At 54.3% G+C, this 21,918-nt stretch carries 15 protein-coding genes; 4 read left to right on the top strand and 11 right to left on the bottom strand.

Annotation, left to right across the window (positions count from 1 at the left end; all coding sequences use genetic code 11):
* Positions 1 to 8: 8 nt before the first annotated feature.
* Entirely contained in the window at positions 9 to 1,097 is a 1,089-nt protein-coding gene (gene serC, locus ACJTMZ_RS05755; protein WP_017384829.1) for a 3-phosphoserine/phosphohydroxythreonine transaminase, read from the bottom strand.
* 162 nt (positions 1,098 to 1,259) lie between these two features.
* The gene (locus ACJTMZ_RS05760; RefSeq protein ID WP_017693700.1) at positions 1,260 to 1,952 is read right to left on the bottom strand and encodes a DUF421 domain-containing protein; all 693 of its coding nucleotides are present in this window, start codon (positions 1,950 to 1,952) and stop codon (positions 1,260 to 1,262) included.
* 127 nt (positions 1,953 to 2,079) lie between these two features.
* Between ACJTMZ_RS05760 and ycaO the strand changes: the two genes are divergently transcribed.
* From ycaO to pflA, 4 genes are all read left to right on the top strand, one after another.
* The gene (gene ycaO, locus ACJTMZ_RS05765) at positions 2,080 to 3,840 is read left to right on the top strand and encodes a 30S ribosomal protein S12 methylthiotransferase accessory factor YcaO (RefSeq protein ID WP_023303388.1); all 1,761 of its coding nucleotides are present in this window, start codon (positions 2,080 to 2,082) and stop codon (positions 3,838 to 3,840) included.
* A 406-nt stretch (positions 3,841 to 4,246) separates the two neighbouring features.
* On the top strand, positions 4,247 to 5,104 hold the full coding sequence (gene focA, locus ACJTMZ_RS05770; RefSeq protein WP_040117452.1) for a formate transporter FocA: 858 nt from the start codon (positions 4,247 to 4,249) through the stop codon (positions 5,102 to 5,104).
* A 51-nt stretch (positions 5,105 to 5,155) separates the two neighbouring features.
* Positions 5,156 to 7,438: a formate C-acetyltransferase gene (pflB, locus tag ACJTMZ_RS05775; RefSeq protein WP_003858247.1), complete on the top strand. Its 2,283-nt coding sequence runs from the start codon at positions 5,156 to 5,158 to the stop codon at positions 7,436 to 7,438.
* Positions 7,439 to 7,641: 203 nt separating this feature from the next.
* Complete coding sequence (gene pflA, locus ACJTMZ_RS05780) at positions 7,642 to 8,382, top strand: pyruvate formate lyase 1-activating protein (RefSeq protein WP_003858250.1); 741 nt, start codon at positions 7,642 to 7,644, stop codon at positions 8,380 to 8,382.
* Between the two features lie 36 nt (positions 8,383 to 8,418).
* Here pflA and ACJTMZ_RS05785 read toward each other — a convergent pair whose 3' ends face one another.
* The 9 genes from ACJTMZ_RS05785 to ACJTMZ_RS05825 all read right to left on the bottom strand — a co-directional run bounded on the left by ACJTMZ_RS05785 (position 8,419) and on the right by ACJTMZ_RS05825 (position 21,785).
* A complete protein-coding gene (locus ACJTMZ_RS05785) occupies positions 8,419 to 8,940 on the bottom strand; it encodes an anti-virulence regulator CigR family protein (protein WP_017384833.1) in 522 nt (173 codons plus the stop codon).
* Positions 8,941 to 9,062: 122 nt separating this feature from the next.
* Positions 9,063 to 10,211: an MFS transporter gene (locus ACJTMZ_RS05790; RefSeq protein ID WP_003858254.1), complete on the bottom strand. Its 1,149-nt coding sequence runs from the start codon at positions 10,209 to 10,211 to the stop codon at positions 9,063 to 9,065.
* 275 nt (positions 10,212 to 10,486) lie between these two features.
* On the bottom strand, positions 10,487 to 11,350 hold the full coding sequence (locus tag ACJTMZ_RS05795) for a DmsC/YnfH family molybdoenzyme membrane anchor subunit (protein ID WP_252010839.1): 864 nt from the start codon (positions 11,348 to 11,350) through the stop codon (positions 10,487 to 10,489).
* Position 11,351: 1 nt separating this feature from the next.
* Positions 11,352 to 11,969, bottom strand: coding sequence for a DMSO/selenate family reductase complex B subunit (locus ACJTMZ_RS05800; RefSeq protein ID WP_017384835.1), 618 nt, complete (start codon positions 11,967 to 11,969; stop codon positions 11,352 to 11,354).
* 10 nt (positions 11,970 to 11,979) lie between these two features.
* Positions 11,980 to 14,424 (bottom strand): dimethylsulfoxide reductase subunit A, encoded by a 2,445-nt coding sequence (dmsA, locus tag ACJTMZ_RS05805; protein WP_252010840.1) that lies wholly within the window; start codon positions 14,422 to 14,424, stop codon positions 11,980 to 11,982.
* A gap of 212 nt (positions 14,425 to 14,636) precedes the next feature.
* Positions 14,637 to 15,929: a serine--tRNA ligase gene (gene serS / locus ACJTMZ_RS05810; protein WP_252010841.1), complete on the bottom strand. Its 1,293-nt coding sequence runs from the start codon at positions 15,927 to 15,929 to the stop codon at positions 14,637 to 14,639.
* A 92-nt stretch (positions 15,930 to 16,021) separates the two neighbouring features.
* The gene (gene rarA, locus ACJTMZ_RS05815) at positions 16,022 to 17,365 is read right to left on the bottom strand and encodes a replication-associated recombination protein RarA (protein ID WP_006809396.1); all 1,344 of its coding nucleotides are present in this window, start codon (positions 17,363 to 17,365) and stop codon (positions 16,022 to 16,024) included.
* A 9-nt stretch (positions 17,366 to 17,374) separates the two neighbouring features.
* Positions 17,375 to 17,989 carry an outer membrane lipoprotein chaperone LolA gene (gene lolA, locus ACJTMZ_RS05820; RefSeq protein ID WP_003858270.1) on the bottom strand — a complete coding sequence of 205 codons (615 nt, stop codon included), beginning with the start codon at positions 17,987 to 17,989 and terminating at the stop codon, positions 17,375 to 17,377.
* Positions 17,990 to 18,116: 127 nt separating this feature from the next.
* Positions 18,117 to 21,785 (bottom strand): DNA translocase FtsK 4TM domain-containing protein, encoded by a 3,669-nt coding sequence (locus ACJTMZ_RS05825; protein ID WP_252010842.1) that lies wholly within the window; start codon positions 21,783 to 21,785, stop codon positions 18,117 to 18,119.
* Positions 21,786 to 21,918: the final 133 nt, after the last annotated feature.

Consider the following 21,918-nt stretch of genomic DNA (forward strand, 5'->3'; position numbering starts at 1 on the left):
ACAGCCAATTAACCGTGACGACGTTCGAAGTCGATCATGAAATCAGTCAGGGCTTTAACGCCCTCCAGCGGCATGGCGTTATAGATAGAGGCGCGCATTCCGCCTACCACACGGTGGCCTTTCAGCGCATGCAGACCCGCCGCGAAGGACTCTTCCAGGAACACGTTATCCAGGTTGCTGTCCGCCAGCTGGAACGGCACGTTCATGCGCGAACGGTTAGTTTTGGCGACATCGTTACGGTAGAAATCGCTCTTGTCGATCACGCCGTACAGCAGTTCAGCCTTTTGCTGATTGATCTTATCCATCTGCGCCACACCGCCTTTTTGCTTCAGCCATTTGAAGACCAGGCCGGAGAGATACCAGGCAAACGTTGGTGGGGTGTTGAACATGGAATCGTTGTCGTTCAGGACGGTGTAATCCAGAATTGACGGGCAAGACTTATGGGCTTTCCCCAGCAGGTCTTCACGCACAATAACGATAGTCAGACCCGCAGGACCGATGTTTTTCTGGGCACCCGCGTAGATGACGCCGTAGCGGCTGACATCCAGCGGGGTGGACAGAATGGTTGAAGAGAGATCCGCCGTCACAATGACATTTTCGCCAAAATCTGGCTCTTCGTGAATGGCAATACCGTCGATGGTTTCGTTCGGGCAGTAGTGAAGATACGCGGCGTTGTCAGAAAGCTGCCACTCACTCATCGGCTTCACGGCGCGCAGACCGTCAACGGTCACTTTGGCATCGATGACATTCGGCGTGCAATATTTGTGCGCTTCTTTTACCGCACTGGCCGCCCAGTAGCCGGCATCAACGTAATCAGCGGTGGTTTTGTCGCCCAGCAGATTGAGCGGGATACCCGCAAACTGGCCGCGTCCACCGCCGTGACAGAACAATACTTTGTAGTTCGAGGGAATGTTCAGCAGATCGCGAAAATCCTTTTCTGCTTCTTCCGCCACCTGAATAAACGCTTTACCCCGGTGGCTGACTTCCATCACCGACGTACCCAGACCGTTCCAGTCACACAGCTCCTGTTGAGCCTGTTTGAGCACGTCTGCCGGTAACATTGCCGGACCTGAACTGAAATTAAAGACTTGAGCCATTTCCCCTCACCACGCTAAAAGCCATAAGTTATAACTGTGGATATCGGTTTTATCATTCAGTGACACGCGCCGCAATGTCTAAAACTGATGGCCGAAGAAATGTGCCCCTCGTCACACAATACAATCTGCCGTACCGTTGTCACAAAACCGACAAAATCGCTGTCAGGTGTTACGTTTAGCCCGGCTAACCTTCGTCCATTCTGGATTCGTACAGCGGGGGCATAATTGATGATCGCCCGCCTGCATAACCACGACATGACTACATTTTATGCAGGCGTACTCGCCCGCTTCAGGTACAGTTTTGTATCGCTCGATGAGCATATCCGGCAGGATGCACAGGCCGGGCTTCACCTCATCGTCGGAATAGTAATAGACGCTGATTTGACCATTCGTTTCCATAATCGCCAGACGCACCTGCCCCAGTTGCTCAACGCTGCTCAAACGGAGTTCCATAAAGAACTCAAACTCCGTCATATTGGCGCTTTGCACATTCTCCCAGGCCAGTTGACCATCTTCGACAATCACCACCGGCTTCCCTTCGAGCAGATCTTCCAGTTTCTCACTTTTCGACATCAGCCACATGACCAGCCGGTACAGCAGTGCAAGCGTCACGAAGACGATAAAGACCGGCACCATCGGCACATCGTCATAAAAGGCAACGTCCCCTGCCGCCGACCCCAGCGTCAGGATGATCAGCACTTCAAACAGCGACATCTGCCGCACGCCGCGACGTCCGGTGATTTTCAGAAACAGGAAAACGAGTACAAAGGTGTACAGGCTGCGCAGCGCTACTTCGCCTAAAAACTCAGGAGGGACTTTATCAAACGCCATCCGCTGGAGATCGAAAGCTTTCATTTTTTTATGCCTTAACAGTAGGTTACTGCTTATAAGCATAGTCCAGCCATTTATTTTCGCCGGAGATAGCACCCGTCACGCAAAACCCGTATCATTGCGCGCTTTACGTACGATAAAAGTGAACGCCATGACTCAAACGTTTATCCCCGGCAAAGACGCCGCTCTGGAAGATTCCATCGCTCGCTTCCAGCAGAAACTGACCGACCTGGGCTTTAATATCGAAGAAGCCTCCTGGCTGAATCCGGTGCCTCACGTCTGGTCCGTGCATATTCGCGACAAAGACTGTGCGCTGTGCTTTACCAACGGTAAAGGCGCGACCAAAAAAGCGGCACTGGCCTCTGCGCTGGGTGAGTATTTTGAGCGTCTGTCCACCAACTACTTCTTCGCCGACTTCTGGCTGGGCGAAACCATTGCCAACGGTCCGTTCGTTCACTATCCGAACGAAAAATGGTTCCCGCTGACCGAAAACGATGAACTGCCGGAAGGCATTCTCGATGCCCGCCTGCGCGCGTTCTACGATCCGGAAAACGAACTGACCGGCAGCATGTTGATCGACCTGCAATCCGGCAATGAGGATCGTGGGATCTGCGCCCTGCCGTTCACCCGTCAGTCTGACGAGCAGACCGTTTATATCCCGATGAACATCGTCGGCAACCTGTATGTGTCTAACGGCATGTCTGCCGGTAATACCCGCAACGAAGCGCGCGTGCAGGGATTGTCTGAAGTTTTCGAGCGTCATATCAAAAACCGCATTATTGCTGAATCCATCAGCCTGCCGGAGATCCCGGCTGACGTGCTGGCGCGCTACCCGGGCGTGGTGGAATCCATCGCCAAACTGGAAGCAGAAGGTTTCCCAATCTTTGCTTATGACGGCTCTCTGGGCGGCAAATATCCGGTTATCTGCGTGGTACTGTTCAACCCGGCAAATGGCACCTGTTTCGCCTCCTTCGGCGCGCACCCGGACTTCGGCGTGGCGTTGGAGCGTACCGTAACCGAACTGCTGCAAGGTCGTAGCCTGAAAGATCTCGATGTCTTTACTCCGCCAACCTTTGATGACGAAGAAGTCGCCGAGCACACCAACCTCGAAACGCACTTCATCGACTCCAGCGGTTTGATCTCCTGGGATATGTTCAAACAGGACGCGGACTATCCGTTCGTGGACTGGAGCTTTGCCGGTACGACGGAAGAAGAGTTCGCCACCCTGATGGCGATCTTCAACGCGGAAGATCAGGAAGTCTACATTGCCGACTATGAACACCTCGGTGTTTACGCGTGCCGTATTATTGTGCCAGGTATGTCGGACATTTATCCGGCAGAAGATTTATGGCTGGCGAACAATAGCATGGGCGCACATCTGCGTGAAACCCTGCTGGCCCTGCCAGGCAGCGAGTGGGATAAAGAAGATTATCTGAACCTGATCGCCCAGCTGGACGAAGAAGGACACGATGATTTCACCCGCGTGCGCGAACTGCTGGGTCTGGCGACCGGAAAAGATAACGGCTGGTACACCCTGCGCATCGGCGAGCTGAAAGCGATGCTGGCGCTGGCGGGCGGCGATCTGGATCAGGCTTTGGCCTGGACCGAGTGGACGATGGAGTTTAACCAGTCCGTCTTCTCCGCCGAGCGCACTAACTATTACCGTTGCCTGCAAACGCTGCTCCTGCTTTCTCAGGAAGACGACCGCGAGCCATTGCAGTATCTGAACGCCTTTGTACGTATGTACGGTGCGGATGCCGTTGAAGCTGCCAGCGCGGCGCTGAGCGGTGAAGAACCATTCTACGGCCTGCAAGCGGTTGACAGCGATCTGAAAGCCTTCCCGGCGCATCAGTCACTGCTGAATGCGTATGAAAAATTGCAGAAGGCAAAAGCCGCTTACTGGTCAAAATAAGCGCATGTAACATTAATGGCTGTAGGCGTATTCAATCGCCTGAGCTATATTACGGGGCAATTTCATTGCCCCTTTTTTTTTATTTTTCCGCAATGACGTTTAATTGTAATAATTAAGTTAATCACGGGTAAATATAAAAACGCTTACCTGAGCTTTACTGTTACTAATTATAATAAATACTCCATTTTAATTAACTGTTCCACGGGAGGCTGAAGGAAAAAATTCAACTCTTTTCATAACTTTTAAAATTTATTTTTATACGGATAATCAAATACTTACTCCGCTTTTGCTGTAAAACCATACACACTGCGGGCCTATAAGCCAGGCGAGATATGATCTATATCAATTTCTCTTCTATAATGCTTTGTTAGTATCTCGTCGCCGACTTAATAAAGAGAGAGTTAGTGTGAAAGCTGACAACCCTTTTGATCTATTACTCCCCGCTGCGATGGCGAAAGTTGCCGAAGAAGCGGGTGTCTACAAAGCCACGAAACATCCGATGACGACGTTCTTTCTGGCCATTACGGCTGGGGTGTTCATCTCCATCGCTTTCGTCTTCTATATCACAGCCACCACCGGCACTGCCGGGATGCCTTTCGGCGTAGCGAAACTGATTGGTGGTATTTGCTTCTCACTGGGCCTGATTCTCTGCGTCATCTGCGGCGCCGACCTCTTCACCTCAACGGTGCTGATTGTGGTGGCAAAAGCCAGCGGAAGAATTACCTGGGGTCAACTGGGGCGCAACTGGCTCAACGTTTACGTTGGCAACCTGATTGGCTGTCTGCTCTTTGTTCTGTTGATGTGGCTCTCTGGCGAGTATATGACCGCCAACGGCGGCTGGGGGCTTAACGTCCTGCAAACCGCCGACCACAAAATGCACCATACATTTATCGAAGCTGTTGCTCTCGGCATCCTCGCAAACCTGATGGTCTGCCTGGCGGTCTGGATGAGCTACTCTGGTCGTAGCCTGATGGATAAAGCCATGATTATGGTTCTGCCGGTTGCGATGTTTGTTGCCAGCGGCTTTGAGCACAGTATTGCGAATATGTTCATGATCCCGATGGGTATTGTTATCCGCAACTTTGCAAGCCCGGAGTTCTGGACTGCTGTAGGTTCAACCCCGGAAAGTTTTTCACACCTGACTATTATGAACTTCATTACTGATAACCTGATCCCCGTCACTATCGGGAACATTATCGGTGGGGGTCTGTTAGTTGGGTTGACATACTGGGTCATTTACCTGCGTGGCGGCGATCATCATTAATGGTTGTCTCAGGCAGTAAATAAAAAATCCACTTAAGAAGGTAGGTGTTACATGTCCGAGCTTAATGAAAAGTTAGCCACAGCCTGGGAAGGTTTTACGAAAGGTGACTGGCAGAATGAAGTCAACGTCCGTGACTTCATTCAGAAAAACTATACCCCGTATGAAGGTGACGAATCCTTCCTGGCTGGTGCGACTGACGCAACCACCAAGCTGTGGGACAGCGTGATGGAAGGCGTTAAACTGGAAAACCGCACTCACGCGCCAGTTGATTTTGACACCTCCGTTGCTTCTACCATCACTTCTCACGATGCTGGCTACATCAACAAAGCCCTTGAGAAAATCGTCGGTCTGCAAACTGAAGCACCACTGAAACGCGCAATCATCCCGTTCGGTGGTATCAAAATGGTTGAAGGTTCCTGCAAAGCGTATAACCGCGAGCTGGACCCAATGCTGAAAAAAATCTTCACCGAATACCGCAAAACCCATAACCAGGGCGTATTCGATGTTTACACCAAAGACATTCTGAACTGCCGTAAATCTGGCGTTCTGACCGGTCTGCCAGATGCCTATGGCCGTGGCCGTATCATCGGTGACTACCGTCGCGTTGCGCTGTACGGTATCGACTTCCTGATGAAAGACAAATACGCGCAGTTCGTCTCTCTCCAGTCTGACCTGGAAAACGGCGTAAACCTGGAAGCGACTATCCGTCTGCGTGAAGAGATCGCTGAACAGCACCGTGCGCTGGGTCAGATCAAAGAGATGGCGGCTAAATACGGCTGCGATATCTCTGGTCCTGCTACCAACGCTCAGGAAGCTATCCAGTGGACCTACTTCGGCTACCTGGCCGCTGTTAAGTCTCAGAACGGTGCAGCAATGTCCTTCGGCCGCGTATCCACCTTCCTGGATGCGTACATCGAACGTGACCTGAAAGCAGGCAAAATCACTGAACAAGACGCTCAGGAAATGATTGACCACCTGGTCATGAAACTGCGTATGGTTCGCTTCCTGCGTACCCCAGAATATGATGAGCTGTTCTCTGGTGACCCAATCTGGGCAACCGAATCTATCGGCGGTATGGGCGTAGATGGTCGTACTCTGGTAACCAAAAACAGCTTCCGCTTCCTGAACACCCTGTACACCATGGGTCCTTCTCCGGAGCCGAACATCACCGTTCTGTGGTCTGAAAAACTGCCTCTGAACTTCAAGAAATTCGCCGCTAAAGTGTCCATCGACACCTCTTCTCTGCAATATGAGAACGATGACCTGATGCGTCCTGACTTCAACAACGATGACTACGCTATCGCTTGCTGCGTAAGTCCAATGGTTGTTGGTAAGCAAATGCAGTTCTTCGGTGCGCGTGCAAACCTGGCGAAAACCATGCTGTACGCAATCAACGGCGGCGTTGATGAAAAACTGAAAATGCAGGTTGGTCCTAAGTCTGAACCGATCAAAGGCGACGTGCTGAACTATGACGAAGTCATGGACCGCATGGACCACTTCATGGACTGGCTGGCTAAACAGTACGTGACCGCGCTGAACGTTATCCACTACATGCACGACAAGTACAGCTACGAAGCCTCTCTGATGGCGCTGCACGACCGTGACGTCGTTCGCACCATGGCGTGTGGTATCGCAGGTCTGTCCGTTGCGGCTGACTCCCTGTCTGCAATCAAATATGCGAAAGTTAAACCAATTCGTGACGAAGATGGCCTGGCTATCGACTTCGAAATCGAAGGCGAATATCCGCAGTTTGGTAACAACGACGCTCGCGTTGATGACATGGCGGTTGACCTGGTAGAACGTTTCATGAAGAAAATTCAGAAACTCACTACCTATCGTAACGCTATCCCGACTCAGTCTGTTCTGACCATCACCTCTAACGTTGTGTATGGTAAGAAAACCGGTAACACCCCAGACGGTCGTCGTGCTGGCGCGCCATTCGGCCCAGGTGCTAACCCAATGCACGGTCGTGACCAGAAAGGTGCGGTTGCCTCTCTGACCTCCGTTGCTAAACTGCCGTTTGCTTACGCGAAAGATGGTATCTCTTACACCTTCTCTATCGTGCCAAACGCGCTGGGTAAAGACGACGAAGTGCGTAAAACTAACCTGGCGGGTCTGATGGATGGTTACTTCCACCACGAAGCGTCCATCGAAGGTGGTCAGCACCTGAACGTGAACGTGATGAACCGTGAAATGCTGCTCGACGCGATGGAACATCCTGAGAAATATCCTCAGCTGACCATCCGCGTATCTGGCTACGCAGTACGTTTTAACTCCCTGACGAAAGAACAGCAGCAGGACGTTATTACCCGTACTTTCACTCAGTCCATGTAAGTGGAATTGACTGAAATCACGCGTTAAAAAGCGTACAATAAAGGCTCCACGCAAGTGGGGCCTTTTTAACACCCTCGCTTCATCAGTCTCTTTTGTCCGCTATCTATACTTAATGGATAACAGCCAAAACAGACTCGACATAGCCTTTGAGCTGTGCATCTACATAGGCCCCCGGATGGGCCAAATTCGGAGATATCACCGCAATGTCAATTATTGGTCGCATTCACTCCTTTGAATCCTGTGGCACCGTCGATGGCCCGGGGATCCGCTTTATCACTTTCTTCCAGGGCTGCCTGATGCGCTGCCTGTACTGCCATAACCGTGACACCTGGGACACCCATGGCGGTAAAGAAGTCACCGTTGAAGATCTGATGAAAGAGGTGGTGACCTATCGCCACTTCATGAACGCGTCCGGCGGTGGCGTGACGGCATCCGGCGGTGAAGCCATTCTTCAGGCTGAGTTTGTGCGCGACTGGTTCCGCGCCTGCCACAAAGAAGGCATTCATACCTGCCTCGACACCAACGGCTTTGTGCGCCGTTACGATCCGGTTATTGATGAACTGCTTGAAGTGACCGATCTGGTCATGCTCGATCTCAAGCAGATGAACGATGAGATCCACCAGAATCTGGTTGGCGTTTCAAACCACCGTACCCTGGAATTTGCCAAATACATTGCCAACAAAGGCGTCAAGACCTGGATCCGCTACGTGGTGGTGCCGGGCTGGTCAGATGATGATGACTCTGCACATCGTCTGGGTGAATTTACCCGGGATATGGGTAACGTGGAGAAAATTGAACTCCTGCCCTATCACGAGCTGGGTAAACATAAATGGGTGGCGATGGGTGAAGAGTACAAACTCGATGGCGTGAAGCCGCCGAAAAAAGAGACGATGGAGCGCGTCAAAGGTATTCTTGAGCAGTATGGCCACAAGGTCATGTATTAACGAAAAGGCCCGGTGAAAACCGGGCCTTTTTATATTCTATTTAAAGACGCCATTAATAACGGAAGTCACAATCGCCGTACTCAGCGCAATTAAGACCAGGTCGTCACCTACTACGCGCCATTCATAGCCCGGATAGGAAGGAAGCTGACCCAGCATATCGGCTGGCACGGTTTTCTTCGCAATGCCCGGAGGCAGTGGCTTACCGCGCGCCAGGTTTTTCGCAATTCCCGGAGGCAGAGAGTCGTAGCCCGTTAAGCCGTAATTCAGTGCCAGATGGCGGGCATGATCGAAGCTCACGCGAGCATCCACATCATTACCGACATCTTTGCTGTTTTTAAAGCTCTTATCCGATTTCCCAGGGTTATCCTGACCGTTATTGTGTTTATTACCATGGTTACCAGCGTTCCCGTTACCATGATTGCCGCTATTACCTTGTCCGCCACCGTTTCCGTGACCACCACCATTCCCGTTTCCAGGATTAGCCATGGCCGGAGCCGTTGCAAACGTTAAAGCCAACACTACGGCAAGTGCGGTAGTGGAAAAACGACGAGTAGACATGATTGCTGCCTTTTAGTGGTAAACTCATTTGAATTATCGCCAGGCAGTAAAAACTCACAATAAGTAAAAGTCTTATATGTGACAGGGACAAAAAAGCCTGTCATCGACAGGCTTTTAATAAGTCATGCATGGGCCACTGGCGTTGGATGTTCGCCCACTTTGCGCAGCAGCATTAACAGATAAATAAACGACACGCTGGCGATCATAATAAACAGCAGATTGTCAGAATAATTTTGCATGAGCATAGCGGTAAACGTCGGACCCAGTAAACTGCCGATGGTGTAACTCAGCAACAAAGCCTGGTTCATTGCAACCAGCTGGTGATGCTCAACTTTCTCACAGGCCCAGGCCATCGCGACCGGATAGAGCGTAAAGCCCGCAGCTCCCAGAATGAACAGCGCAGGCGCCATTGCGGCGTTGCTGAGCATGGCGAGACAGCCCATGATGACCACGAAAACCTGGACGCGCAGCACCAGCAGACGACCAAAGCGGTCCGCCAGGCGGCCAATCGGCCACTGGCCGACAATCCCCGCGCTGACCATCACCGCCATCCAGAAACCGATCCCGGAATCACTGACGCCCTGATGGTTAAGATAGAGCGGCATCAGGCCATAGAGCGAGCCCAGCACAATCCCGGAAATAATGCAGCCGTTAACCCCCAGACGCGCCTGGCGCAGTCTCAGCATCGGCCAGACGTGGGTAGCTTCCTGATGCTCGCTGTTTTGATTCACAATGCGGGTAAAGAGCAGCGGCAGGATCGCCGCCAGAACCATGCCCGTCACCCACGGCAGCACGCTCATCAGGTCTGTTGGCAGTTTGCTGACCATCAGCTGTCCCAGAACGGTACCGACGTAGTAAACCATCATATAGGCCGCCAGCAGACGCCCGCGATTACGGGACGTTCCGCTGCACATTAGCGCACTTTCAACCACCACCCAGATCATGGCGCAGCCGACGCCCGCAATAAAGCGCCAGACCATCCAGCTCCAGAAGCCGACCATAAGGCCTAAACCGGCGCAGCCGACGGCAAAGATCAGCGACGCCAGATAATAACTGCGGTTAAAACCAAAGCGCTTAATAAGGCTGCCCGTTAATAAGGTGCCCAGCAGATTGCCCGTAAAAAAGGACGAGCTAACCATACCCACCTGCCAGGTCGGTAAGTTTTCATGGGCGAGCCATAGCGGGACGAGTGTGTTTAACACCGCGATCGCCAGGGTCAGCAAAAGCAGGCCACAGAGCAACAAAAGCACCGGGCGGGTATAGGTGGTCATGGATTAAAAACCGTGAGGAAGTTCAGATTTCGTGCGCATCATGCCACTGGCAAAAACAAAGTCAATCCACCGGTTCAGGCGTCACGCACGTTATGCGCCTTGTCGATTTAAAAAACTCATCCTGCTAATGCAAAGCCTGCTACTGATATTAATTATCTATTTGTTTTTATTTATTTCCGGGAATTTTTACAACGAAACATCAGTCGAAAAATTTCATGAATGAAAAAAGAAAAGCCGGGCGCTATGTCCCGGCTTTTTATAACAAAATCTAAAAATTAGCTGGCGATAGCCATACCGACCGTCATATGCAGACCGTAAAATACGCCGCGACCAATTAACTCCCCTACCAGCACCAGCACAAAGGCCAGGGACAGTAACGGCAGCGCAGGCGAGTAACCTTTAAGCTGAGGGGCAATCCAGCACACCAGCGCCGCCGTCAGCAGCACCACACGCCAGGCCATCAGCGAACCGTAATCCGGCACCAACGCCGAAGCCTGCTGGATAGAGCTGTGAATGGTCGCCAGCTCCGCTCCCTGCATGAGCGCGACAACGGTACTGATTACCAGCGCCAGCAGCGAGACCGCGGGCAGCAGGCGCATCGCCCAACCATTAATGCCAGCCACACGCAGCAGCAGATAACCCAGCAGCGGCCCGCCAATAAACATGGTCAGGAAGAAGCTCATCGGCGTCCAGACGCTGTACCAGGTCGGAACGGTATCGATGGTGTTGTACACCCGGACCATCATCCAGACGAAGACAACGCCCAGTACCATGGTGACGATGAGCCACAACGCGCGTAACCCTGACGGCAGCTTTTTCACCGCTGCCAGTAACCACCCCAGCCCGCCAACGGCAAAGAAGATTGCCCCGCTGGCAATCTCGTTACTCAGCGAAGAGGCACCTACGCGGTTCAGGGAGTTGAACGCGCGCATCGGTGAGCCCAGGTGCAGCGTAGAGGCGATAAACCCAATGCCCATCAACACCCACAGGCCAAACATGCTTAACACCAAACGCTGCTGCTGTTCAGCATTGAGGTTCCCTTTTAACAGCGCCAGCGCAAGGACGATAAACCCGCCCGCCACGCACTGCCCAAAGACCGTGAAGATCATTAGCGGCCATTCATGCCATCCACTTCCCATCTCACACCTCCTTCGGGTTTGCCAGGTAGCCGGTGGTGTCACCCGTCGGACGGCTGTTGGCGTTAGGTTTAATCACAATACTCGGCTTCGTGAAGTGCGCAGACGGCAGCGGCGCGACGGCAGCAAGCTGACCGTGTTTTTTGCGCAGCTCTTCAATCGGGCCAAAGTCCAGCGCGCGCAGCGGGCAGGATTCGACGCAGATGGGCTTTTTGCCGTCCGCCACGCGGCTATGGCAGCCGTCGCACTTGGTCATGTGGCCTTTGGCGGCATTGTACTGCGGCGCGCCGTACGGGCAGGCCATGTGGCAGTAGCGACAGCCGATGCAGACATCCTCGTCCACCACCACAAAACCGTCGTCGCGCTTGTGCATTGCCCCGCTCGGGCAGACCTTGGTGCAGGCCGGATCTTCGCAGTGGTTGCAGGCAATCGACAGGTAATAGGCGAAGACATCCTGATGCCAGACGCCGTTGTCCTCCTGCCAGTCGCCGCCCGCGTATTCATAAATACGACGGAAGCTAACGTCCGGGGTCAGATCTTTGTAATCCTTGCAGGCCAGCTCGCAGGTTTTGCACCCGGTGCAGCGGCTGGAATCAATAAAAAATCCATACTGGGTTGTCATCGGTTACTCCTTACGCCTTTTCAACCTGAACGAGGTTTGTGTGGGATGGGTTGCCCTTCGCCAGCGGCGACGGACGCTGCGTAGTGAGAACGTTGATGCAGCCCGCCTGATCGATACGGTTCGCATCCGGGTTATACCAGGCCCCTTCCCCCAGCGCGACAACGCCAGGCATCATACGCGGAGTCACTTTAGCTTCGATATGCACTTCGCCACGTCCGTTGAAGATACGTACGCGATCGCCATTACTGATGCCGCGCGCTTTCGCATCCATCGGGTTGATCCACATCTCCTGTCGGCAGGCCGCTTTCAGTACGTCAACGTTGCCGTAGGTGGAGTGAACACGCGCTTTGTAGTGGAAACCGGTCAACTGAAGCGGGAATTTCGCCGTCAGCGGATCGTTGTAGTTTTCGAAGCCTGGCGTATAAATCGGCAGCGGATCGATAACATCCCCTTCCGGCAATTCCCACGTTGCAGCAATTTTTGCCAGCTCTTCGGAGTAGATCTCGATTTTGCCCGACGGCGTGGTCAGCGGATTGGCCTGCGGATCGTCGCGGAAGGCTTTATACGCCACGTGATGCCCTTCGGGATCGCGCTGCTTGTACATGCCCTGCTTGCGGAAGGTATCGAAGTCCGGCAGGTCAGGAATGGCTTTGCGTGAGAGCTCGTGCAGATGGCGCATCCACCCTTCCTGAGTACGTCCTTCAGTGAACTGCTGCTCAACGCCAAGACGTTTCGCCAGCTCGGAAGTCATCTCATAAATGGTTTTGCACTCGAAGCGCGGTTTGATGGCCTGGTCAGTGAAGATCACATAGGACATGTTGCCGCAGGAGGCGTCCAGCGCGAAATCCATCTGCTCAGACGCGGTGCAGTCTGGAAGCAGAATATCGGCATACTTCGCCGATGAGGTCATGTGGCAGTCGATCACCACAATCATTTCGCACTTCTTGTCGTCCTGCAAAATTTCATGGGTGCGGTTGATTTCAGAGTGCTGGTTGATCAGGCAGTTACCGGCGTAGTTCCAGATCATTTTGATCGGCACGTCCAGCTTATCTTTGCCCCGAACACCGTCACGCAGCGCGGTCATTTCCGGGCCGTGCTCGATCGCGTCCGTCCACATAAACATGGAGATGCTGGTCTGAACCGGGTTATCCAGCGTTGGCATACGTTCAAACGGGACTTCATACGAGCCTTCACGCGCCCCGCTATTACCGCCGTGAATACCAACGTTGCCAGTCAGAATCGAGAGCATAGAAATAGCGCGGGTGGCAATTTCGCCGTTCGCGTGACGCTGTGGTCCCCATCCCTGGCTGATATAGGCCGGTTTCGTTGAACCAATTTCACGCGCCAGCTGAACAATACGTTCGACTGGAATGCCGGTGATGGTGGATGCCCACTCAGGGGTTTTCGCTACCCCGTCGCTGCCCTGACCAAGAATGTACGCTTTGTAATGCCCGTTAGCCGGTGCGCTGGCTGGCAGGGTCTTCTCGTCATAACCCACGCAGTATTTATCCAGGAACGGCTGATCGACGAGGTTTTCAGTGATCATCACATAGGCCAGCGCATTAACCAGCGCCGCATCGGTACCAGGGCGAATAGGGATCCACTCATCTTCACGTCCCGCACCGGTATCGGTATAGCGCGGATCAACGATGATCATACGTGCGTTGGATTTGGCGCGCGCCTGCTCAAGATAATAGGTTACCCCACCGCCGCTCATGCGCGTTTCGCCTGGGTTGTTGCCGAACAACACCACCAGTTTACTGTTTTCGATATCCGACGGACTGTTACCGTCTGCCCAGCCGCCGTAGGTGTAGTTCAGCCCCGCAGCAATCTGTGCGGAAGAGTAGTCGCCGTAATGATTGAGATAGCCGCCGCAGCAGTTCATCAGGCGCGCCACCAGCGTTTTACCCGGCGGCCAGGAGCGGGTCATGGTACCGCCCAGCGTCCCGGTGCCGTAGTTGAGGTAGATGGATTCGTTGCCGTACTCTTTGATCAGGCGCTGCATGTTGGTCGCGATAATATCGTAGGCTTCGTCCCAGCTAATGCGCTCGAACTTCCCTTCCCCACGCTTACCGACGCGCTTCATTGGGTATTTCAGACGATCCGGATTATAAACGCGACGGCGCATGGAACGACCACGCAGACAGGCACGAACCTGATGTAACCCTTCGTAGTTATCATCGCCGGTATTGTCGGTTTCGACATATTTGATTTCACCGTCCACAACATGCATACGCAGGGGACAACGGCTACCACAGTTAACGGTACAGGCACTCCACACCACTTTTTCCGGGGCTGAAGCGGGAGACAGAGCCTCCGCCGCCGACGCCAGACGGGTAAAAGGGAGCGTAAAGGCGCTGCTGGCCACCGCCAGGCCACCTATTGCCGTGGTTTTCATCAACCCACGGCGAGTGACCTCGGCAGCCATTAACGCTTCAGGCGCTTTGATTTTCATAAAGACTCACTTTGGTTGCTCACAAAGAAAAGAGAGGCGGCACAAACCGCTATGTAGTTTTATTTATAACGAATTACAACGTTACTGGTGTTTTATGCTAACTTTCGTTCGGAGAAGTATTACTACTTTAGAGTGAGGAGGCATTGCGTCGTATCAATTCAGAGGGATAAAAAAAGCGCCCGAAGGCGCTTTTGTGCGTGAATGCAAAATCATTAGCCGATGTACTGCTGACCTTTCATGTAAGGACGCAGCACTTCTGGGATCTCAATACGTCCATCAGCCTGCTGGTAGTTTTCCAGCACGGCAACCAGCGTACGGCCGACAGCCAGACCAGAACCGTTCAGGGTATGAACCAGACGGGTCTTCTTGTCGGACTTGCTGCGGCAACGCGCCTGCATACGGCGAGCCTGGAAATCCCAGACGTTAGAGCAGGAGGAGATTTCACGGTAGGTATTTTGCGCAGGCACCCAGACTTCGAGGTCGAAGGTTTTGCAGGCGCCGAAGCCCATGTCACCGGTACACAGCGCCATACGGCGATATGGCAGCCCCAGCAGCTCCAGCACTTTCTCTGCGTGACCCGTCATCTCTTCCAGCGCGTCCATAGACTCTTCCGGACGAACGATCTGCACCATCTCAACTTTATCGAACTGGTGCATACGGATCAGACCGCGCGTATCGCGACCGTAAGAACCGGCTTCAGAACGGAAACATGGAGAGTGTGCGGTCAGTTTGATTGGCAGATCGTCTTCGTCGATGATCTCATCACGCACGAGGTTGGTCAGCGGTACTTCCGCGGTTGGGATCAGCGCGTAGTTGCTGCTGTCAGCTTCTTCGTCCAGCGGACGGGTATGGAACAGATCGCAGGCAAATTTCGGCAGCTGGCCTGTACCGTACAGCGTATCGTGGTTAACCAGATACGGAACGTAGGTTTCGCTGTAGCCATGCTGCTCGGTGTGCAGATCCAGCATGAACTGCGCCAGCGCGCGGTGCAGATGGGCAATCTGACCTTTCATGACCACGAAACGAGAACCGGTCAGCTTAACCGCAGCCGCAAAGTCCAGGCCCGCGTGCATTTCGCCCAGCGTGACGTGATCGCGCACCTCGAAGTCAAACTCGCGAGGCGTGCCCCAGCGTTTCACTTCAACGTTGTCGTTTTCGTCTTTGCCGACAGGCACGCTGTCGTCAGGAATGTTCGGGATCGCCAGAGCGATATCACGAATTTCAGCCTGAAGAACGTCCAGTTCAGCTTTCGCCTGATCCAGCTCTTCACCCAGTTTGTTCACTTCCAGGCGTAATGGCTCAATATCTTCCCCGCGCGCTTTCGCCTGGCCAATGGATTTCGATCGAGAATTACGCTCTGCTTGCAGATTTTCAGTTTGTACCTGCAAAACTTTACGACGCTCTTCAAGAGCGCGCAGCTTATCTACATCCAGCTTAAAGCCCCGGCGTGCCAGTTTTTCAGCGACTGCGTCTGGCTCATTACGCAGCAGATTGGGATCGAGCATGCTTATCCTGTGCTTATCGAATTAAAAGAGGAAAAAGTGACCACAGCCTGCGGCCACAGAGATATATTGCCAACATTACCGCAACGATTGAACTAACGGTAGCGTTTTATAGGGCTATTTTGATCCTGTCCGGCAAGCCAGGCGAGCTTTTCGCCAATCTTACCCTCAAGACCTCTGTTTGTGGGGTGATAATAGCGGGTTTGCGCCATCTCCTGCGGAAAATACTCTTCCCCGGCGGCGTAGGCGTTGGGTTCATCATGGGCGTAGCGATACTCCTGCCCATACCCCATCTCTTTCATCAATTTGGTTGGCGCATTGCGAAGGTGTACCGGCACATCGTAGTCCGGGCGCTCACGCGCATCCGACATCGCCGCTTTGAAGGCGGTATACACCGCGTTACTTTTCGGCGCGCAGGCCAGATAGACAATCGCCTGCGCAATGGCACGCTCGCCTTCCGCGGGCCCGACGCGGGTAAAGCAGTCCCAGGCGGAAATAGCGACCTGCATGGCGCGTGGATCGGCATTTCCGACATCTTCCGACGCAATGGCCAGACAGCGACGCGCGACATATAACGGATCGCCACCGGCGGTAATGATACGCGCGTACCAGTAGAGCGCCGCATCCGGGGCGCTGCCGCGCACGGACTTATGTAATGCAGAGATCAGGTCGTAAAAACGATCGCCTTTATTATCGAAGCGTGCGCTGCGCTCACCGGCTATTTCGGTCAGCAGCTCCTGCTTTAGCACCCGCTTTCCGGCATCATCCACTTCGGCCATATCGGCCATCATTTCCAACGTATTCAGCGCCCGACGCGCATCGCCGTTGACCAGTTCAGCGATCGCACGACGCGTGTCGTCCGGCAGAACGATATCCTGTCCGCCGTAACCCCGCGCTTTGTCCTCCATCGCCTGGGTCAGAACCTTTTCGATATCCTCTGTGGTCAGGGATTTAAGCAGGTAAACGCGGGCGCGGGAAAGGAGCGCAGAGTTCAGCTCAAACGACGGGTTTTCCGTGGTTGCGCCGATGAAGAAAATCGTGCCGTCTTCAATGTGCGGCAGAAACGCATCCTGTTGGCTCTTGTTGAAGCGGTGGACTTCATCGACAAACAGAATGGTGCGGCGCCCGGCATTACGGTTTTGCCGCGCGCGCTCGATCGCCTCACGAATCTCCTTCACGCCGGAGGTAACCGCCGAGATGCGCTCAACGTCCGCGTTAGCATAGCGGGCGATCACTTCAGCGAGGGTTGTTTTGCCGGTGCCGGGTGGCCCCCAGAGGATCATGGAGTGCAGATGCCCGGCCTCTATGGCGCGCGGCAAGGGTTTCCCCGCAGCCAGAAGGTGTTGCTGGCCGATGTACTGCGCTAAATTTTCTGGCCGCATACGGGCGGCCAGAGGTTGAAACGCATTATCTGAAAAATCGAGCGAAAGGTTGCTCACTCATGCCTCTTACTTATTACGTTGGTCGTCCACCGTTACGCCCTGCGGCGGGGTAAAGGTGAATTTCGAAGCATCTACGGCGCCGTTTTGCTGAGACTTAAGCTGATAGCTACTGCGCTGATCGTCCTGCTCAACCGCACCGAACTGATTAATGGTACCGTTGCTACTCACGTTAATGGTGAACTGCTTCAGGTTACCGTTGCTGCCTTTTGGCGTCAGGACGAACTCATCACCGTTTTGTTTAATGTTGTACTGCTGCCAGTCGCTGGACTGGTTACGGGCAATGAGCATAAACGGCGTATTGCTGGTCGCGTCTTTCAGCCAGGTGGCGGTCGCCTGCTCAACAAACGGGTTGTAGAACCATAAGGTTTTCCCGTCGGACACCAGCACGCTTTCATCCGGCTGGGTCATGTGCCAGTTGAAGAGATTCGGGCGTTTCACCCACAAATCCCCCTGACCTTCCTGCACCGCGTTGCCACTGCCGTCAGTCACTTTTTGCGTGAAGCTGGCGTGGAAGCTGCTCACTTTATCCAGTCGGCTTTTAAGGTCGCTGGCTGCATCAGCCCAGACGCTGCTGGCAACAAAACTGGAGAGTAATGCACAGGCGATGGCGATTTTTTTCATTGTTATTCCTTAAAATACGTCTTCCCGATATGGGGGTTCCGTTTCTATTCTGGACCTGCCCGAAGGCAGGCGACAGAAGAATATGCTTAATTTTTGCTGATTTACCCTTCTTTGCAATCGCTGAAGGTTAATCAAACGGCGGTGGCGCCAGCACCTCACGGTTACCGTTATGCCCCTGTTCGCTCACAATACCCTGGGCTTCCATCTGCTCGATAATACGCGCCGCGCGGTTGTAGCCAATACGGAACTGGCGCTGGACGCCGGAGATGGACGCCTTACGTTTTTCGGTAACGAAATTAACCGCCTGGTCAAATAACGGATCCAGCTCTTCGCCGCCGTCAAAACCACCGCCGCCACCTTCGCTTTCACTGTCGGAGGTGATGCCGTCAACGTATTGCGGCCGACCGCGCGCTTTCCAGTCCTGCACCACCGCATGCACTTCCTGGTCGCGAACAAACGCACCGTGTACGCGCACCGGCGAGGTGGAGTTCGGGCCGGAATAGAGCATATCGCCCATACCCAGCAGCGACTCTGCACCGCCCTGGTCAAGGATAGTACGCGAGTCAATTTTACTCGACACGGTAAACGCGATACGGGTCGGGATGTTTGCCTTAATAAGACCGGTGATAACGTCTACGGACGGACGCTGCGTTGCAAGCACCAGGTGGATGCCCGCCGCACGCGCTTTCTGTGCCAGACGCGCAATCAGCTCTTCCACTTTCTTGCCAACGGTCATCATCAGGTCGGCGAATTCATCCACCAGCACCACGATGTAAGGCAGTTTTTCCAGCACCGGATGCTGGGCATCCATGCTGTCACCCGGCTTCCAGTATGGGTCCGGAATCGGACGGCCCATACGTGCCGCCTCAACGATTTTCTCGTTATAACCGGCCAGGTTACGCACGCCCAGCGCAGACATCAGCTTATAGCGACGCTCCATTTCATTGACGCTCCAGCGCAATGCGTTGGCGGCGTCCTTCATGTCGGTCACTACTTCCGTTAACAGGTGCGGAATGCCTTCGTAGACGGACAGTTCAAGCATTTTCGGGTCGATCATGATGAAACGCACATCTTCAGGCTGCGCTTTGTAGAGCATACTGAGGATCATGGCGTTCACCCCGACCGATTTACCGGAGCCGGTGGTACCCGCAACCAGCAGGTGCGGCATCTTCGCGAGATCGGCAACCACCGGATCGCCAGCGATATCTTTACCCAACACCACGGTCAGAGGGGACGGGTTGTCGCGGAATTTGGTGTTATCCAGAACTTCACGCAGATAAACGGTCTGGCGTTTCTTGTTTGGCAGCTCAAGGCCAACGTAAGGCTTACCTGGGATCACTTCCACCACGCGTACCGCCACGGTCGACAGAGAACGCGCCAGGTCACGGGACAGGTTAGAAATACGCGCCGCTTTTACGCCTGGCGCCAGGTTCAGTTCGAAACGGGTGATCACCGGGCCAGGGGAGTAGTTCACCACGTCCGCTTTAATACGGAAGTCAGCCAGACGCGCTTCCACCAGACGGGCCATCTGCTCAAGAGCAAAAGTATCCACCGGTTCGACTTCCGCTGGCGGCGGCGTTAACAGATCCAGCGACGGCAACGGCGTACTTGGTCGTTGCAGCGGACGGCTGTCTCCGTTACGCATCAGCAGCGGGTGAATCAGGCTTTCCTGCGGCTGTGGTGCTGGCTGCTGGAACTGCGGCTGCGGCGGTTGGGCCGGCGGTGTATGCGGCTGCGCATAAGCCTGCGGCGCTGGCTGTTGTGGCTGCGCATTAACCTGCGGCGCTGGCGCCTGACGCACCGGTTCCGCTTCTGGCATCACGCTCGGCGTGAACAGCGGTTCGCTCGGACCGTCATCCACCAGATCTTTCATCGGTGAAAATTCAAAATCCGAGAGCGAGAACGGGTTTGCCCCCGAAGGCTGCTCACCGGAATAACGTTGCTGTTGCGTGGCCGCAAACTGACGCGCTAATTCCGCTTCGGCAGCATCATCTTCATCCTGCTGAGAATGAACATCGTGTTGGTACTCATTCCCGTAGCGTTGAGTCTGCTGGGCGGCAAACTGACGCGCCAGCTCATCCTGATGCAGTTCGTCGGCATCATCTTCGTAGTCGGACTCACGGGCTTTCTCTTCCGCCATACGCTGGGAAGGCAGTTTAATGCCATAAGAGGCCAGCTCCCGGCGCGTCGGTACGCGCACGCGATTAGGACGCGGCAATTGTGGACCAATGCCCTCTTTTACCTGAGGACGCGGCGCACCATCGGTTGCCGGGCTGAATAGCGGAGCGGACGCGGCAGCGGCTGCCGTTGCCTGCTTCACGGTTTCCGCTCTCGACGCAACGGCTGGCGCTGGGTCTACAGGTGCAACGCTCGCAGAAGGCGCTTTTACAACAGGCTCCTGCACCGGCTCAGGCACGGGCTGATACCAGGCGGCAAGCTGCTCGCGCTCTCGGGCACGGCGCTCTTCCACCTCTTCAAAATAGTACAATGGCGGACGGGATGGCTTCGCTTCCTCCACCATTTCGGGTTCAGACACCGGCGCAACGTATGGCTGTTCAGGCTCAGCAGGTTCGGGCGTATAGGCCTGATACGGCTGTTGCGGCTCGCTGGCAGGCTCAGGCGGCTGATACGGTTGCTGCCACTGTTCCTGCTGCACAGGAATATAGCTTTCAGGCTCCGGCGCAATGGTCGGTTCAGGCGTATGGACGCCTGGCGCAGTCTGCCAGTCCACCTGCGGTTGCTGGATCGCGGACTCCGGTGCCGGAACAGGCGAGGACGGCATCACGGCTTCAACAGGCGCAACATGGGCCTGCGCAGCCGTCGTTGCGGCAGCAGCAGCGGCTACCGGTTCAGTCACGGAATGACCATGCAACAGCGGATCGTATTCGTCATACTCACCCGGCGTAGCTCGATGACCAGAGAACAACACATCATCAGGATCGACGGCCGCGCCGCGATACTCAATCTGCTCCTCTTCATCCATACGTTTGCCGGAGAAAAGCGCGGCATCCGTTTTACGGCCTAACGGGTTAGCGAATTTTTCAGCAACGCGCTGGCGGCGCGCCAGAGCACCGCGCAGAATACGGGCACGGCGGGATTCACGACGCTGCACGGGTGCCTCGTCTTCCTCTTCGTACTCATCTTCATATTCATCTTCATCGACCCACGTATCGTCACGACGGGTGCGATTGCTGGCAAACGTCAGCAGAGTCAGAATAAAGCTGCCGATTTTTTCGGCAATGCTCACCCAGGACCAGCCGGTAAACAGCGTCAGGCCCGCTGCCCAGATACAAAGCAGCGCCAGCGTGCCGCCGCTGCTGTGAAGCATCGGTTGCAGCGCGGAGCTCAACAGGCTGCCAATCACCCCGCCGGAGGCGAAGTACCAGATGTCATCGGCGTTGATCGCCGCCAGTCCGCAGGAGGTGAGGATCAGCGCCAGGGCGCCAATCAGGCGCAGCGAAACGGCAAAATAATCGATGTAGTCGTCGTTCTGTCGATGACGCCAGGCAAACCAGCATCCGCCAATAATGATGACGGGAAGGGTATAGGCCATCACACCGAAAATGAAGAAGAGTGTGTCCGCAAGCCAGGCGCCGGGAACGCCACCTAAATTATGGATAGGCTCATGCCATGCGGTTTGCGACCAGCTGGGGTCTGAGGGGTTGAAACTGAGTAAGGCAGCCATCAGCCAGACGGCAAAAAGGGCAATAACAATCAGTAACGCCTCAAGGAGACGACGTCCGCTGCTTAGCTTAGATAATGTGACTTCTTTGTCTTCAGTGTATTCCTGGCTCAAGAAAGGCTCTCCAGGTATCAGGCATGTCCTGCCTGTGTGCTAAAACGGACAACAGCGCCGGGACTCCCCGGCACTGTTGCTGTATGGATTAACAGGAGTGTAATCAAACTACACTGATTTTGCACCTGTTCCG

The sequence above is a fragment of the Enterobacter sp. DN genome (assembly GCF_046054285.1).
GTDB lineage: Bacteria > Pseudomonadota > Gammaproteobacteria > Enterobacterales > Enterobacteriaceae > Enterobacter > Enterobacter hormaechei_C.

Coding starts and splice junctions, on each gene's coding strand:
- serC (WP_017384829.1), bottom strand. CDS start 1,097: ATGGCTCAAGTCTTTAATTTCAGTTCAGGTCCGGCAATGTTACCGGCA.
- pflB (WP_003858247.1), top strand. CDS start 5,156: ATGTCCGAGCTTAATGAAAAGTTAGCCACAGCCTGGGAAGGTTTTACG.
- ACJTMZ_RS05785 (WP_017384833.1), bottom strand. CDS start 8,940: ATGTCTACTCGTCGTTTTTCCACTACCGCACTTGCCGTAGTGTTGGCT.
- ycaO (WP_023303388.1), top strand. CDS start 2,080: ATGACTCAAACGTTTATCCCCGGCAAAGACGCCGCTCTGGAAGATTCC.
- pflA (WP_003858250.1), top strand. CDS start 7,642: ATGTCAATTATTGGTCGCATTCACTCCTTTGAATCCTGTGGCACCGTC.
- ACJTMZ_RS05790 (WP_003858254.1), bottom strand. CDS start 10,211: ATGACCACCTATACCCGCCCGGTGCTTTTGTTGCTCTGTGGCCTGCTT.
- dmsA (WP_252010840.1), bottom strand. CDS start 14,424: ATGAAAATCAAAGCGCCTGAAGCGTTAATGGCTGCCGAGGTCACTCGC.
- ACJTMZ_RS05800 (WP_017384835.1), bottom strand. CDS start 11,969: ATGACAACCCAGTATGGATTTTTTATTGATTCCAGCCGCTGCACCGGG.
- lolA (WP_003858270.1), bottom strand. CDS start 17,989: ATGAAAAAAATCGCCATCGCCTGTGCATTACTCTCCAGTTTTGTTGCC.
- serS (WP_252010841.1), bottom strand. CDS start 15,929: ATGCTCGATCCCAATCTGCTGCGTAATGAGCCAGACGCAGTCGCTGAA.
- ACJTMZ_RS05760 (WP_017693700.1), bottom strand. CDS start 1,952: ATGAAAGCTTTCGATCTCCAGCGGATGGCGTTTGATAAAGTCCCTCCT.
- ACJTMZ_RS05795 (WP_252010839.1), bottom strand. CDS start 11,350: ATGGGAAGTGGATGGCATGAATGGCCGCTAATGATCTTCACGGTCTTT.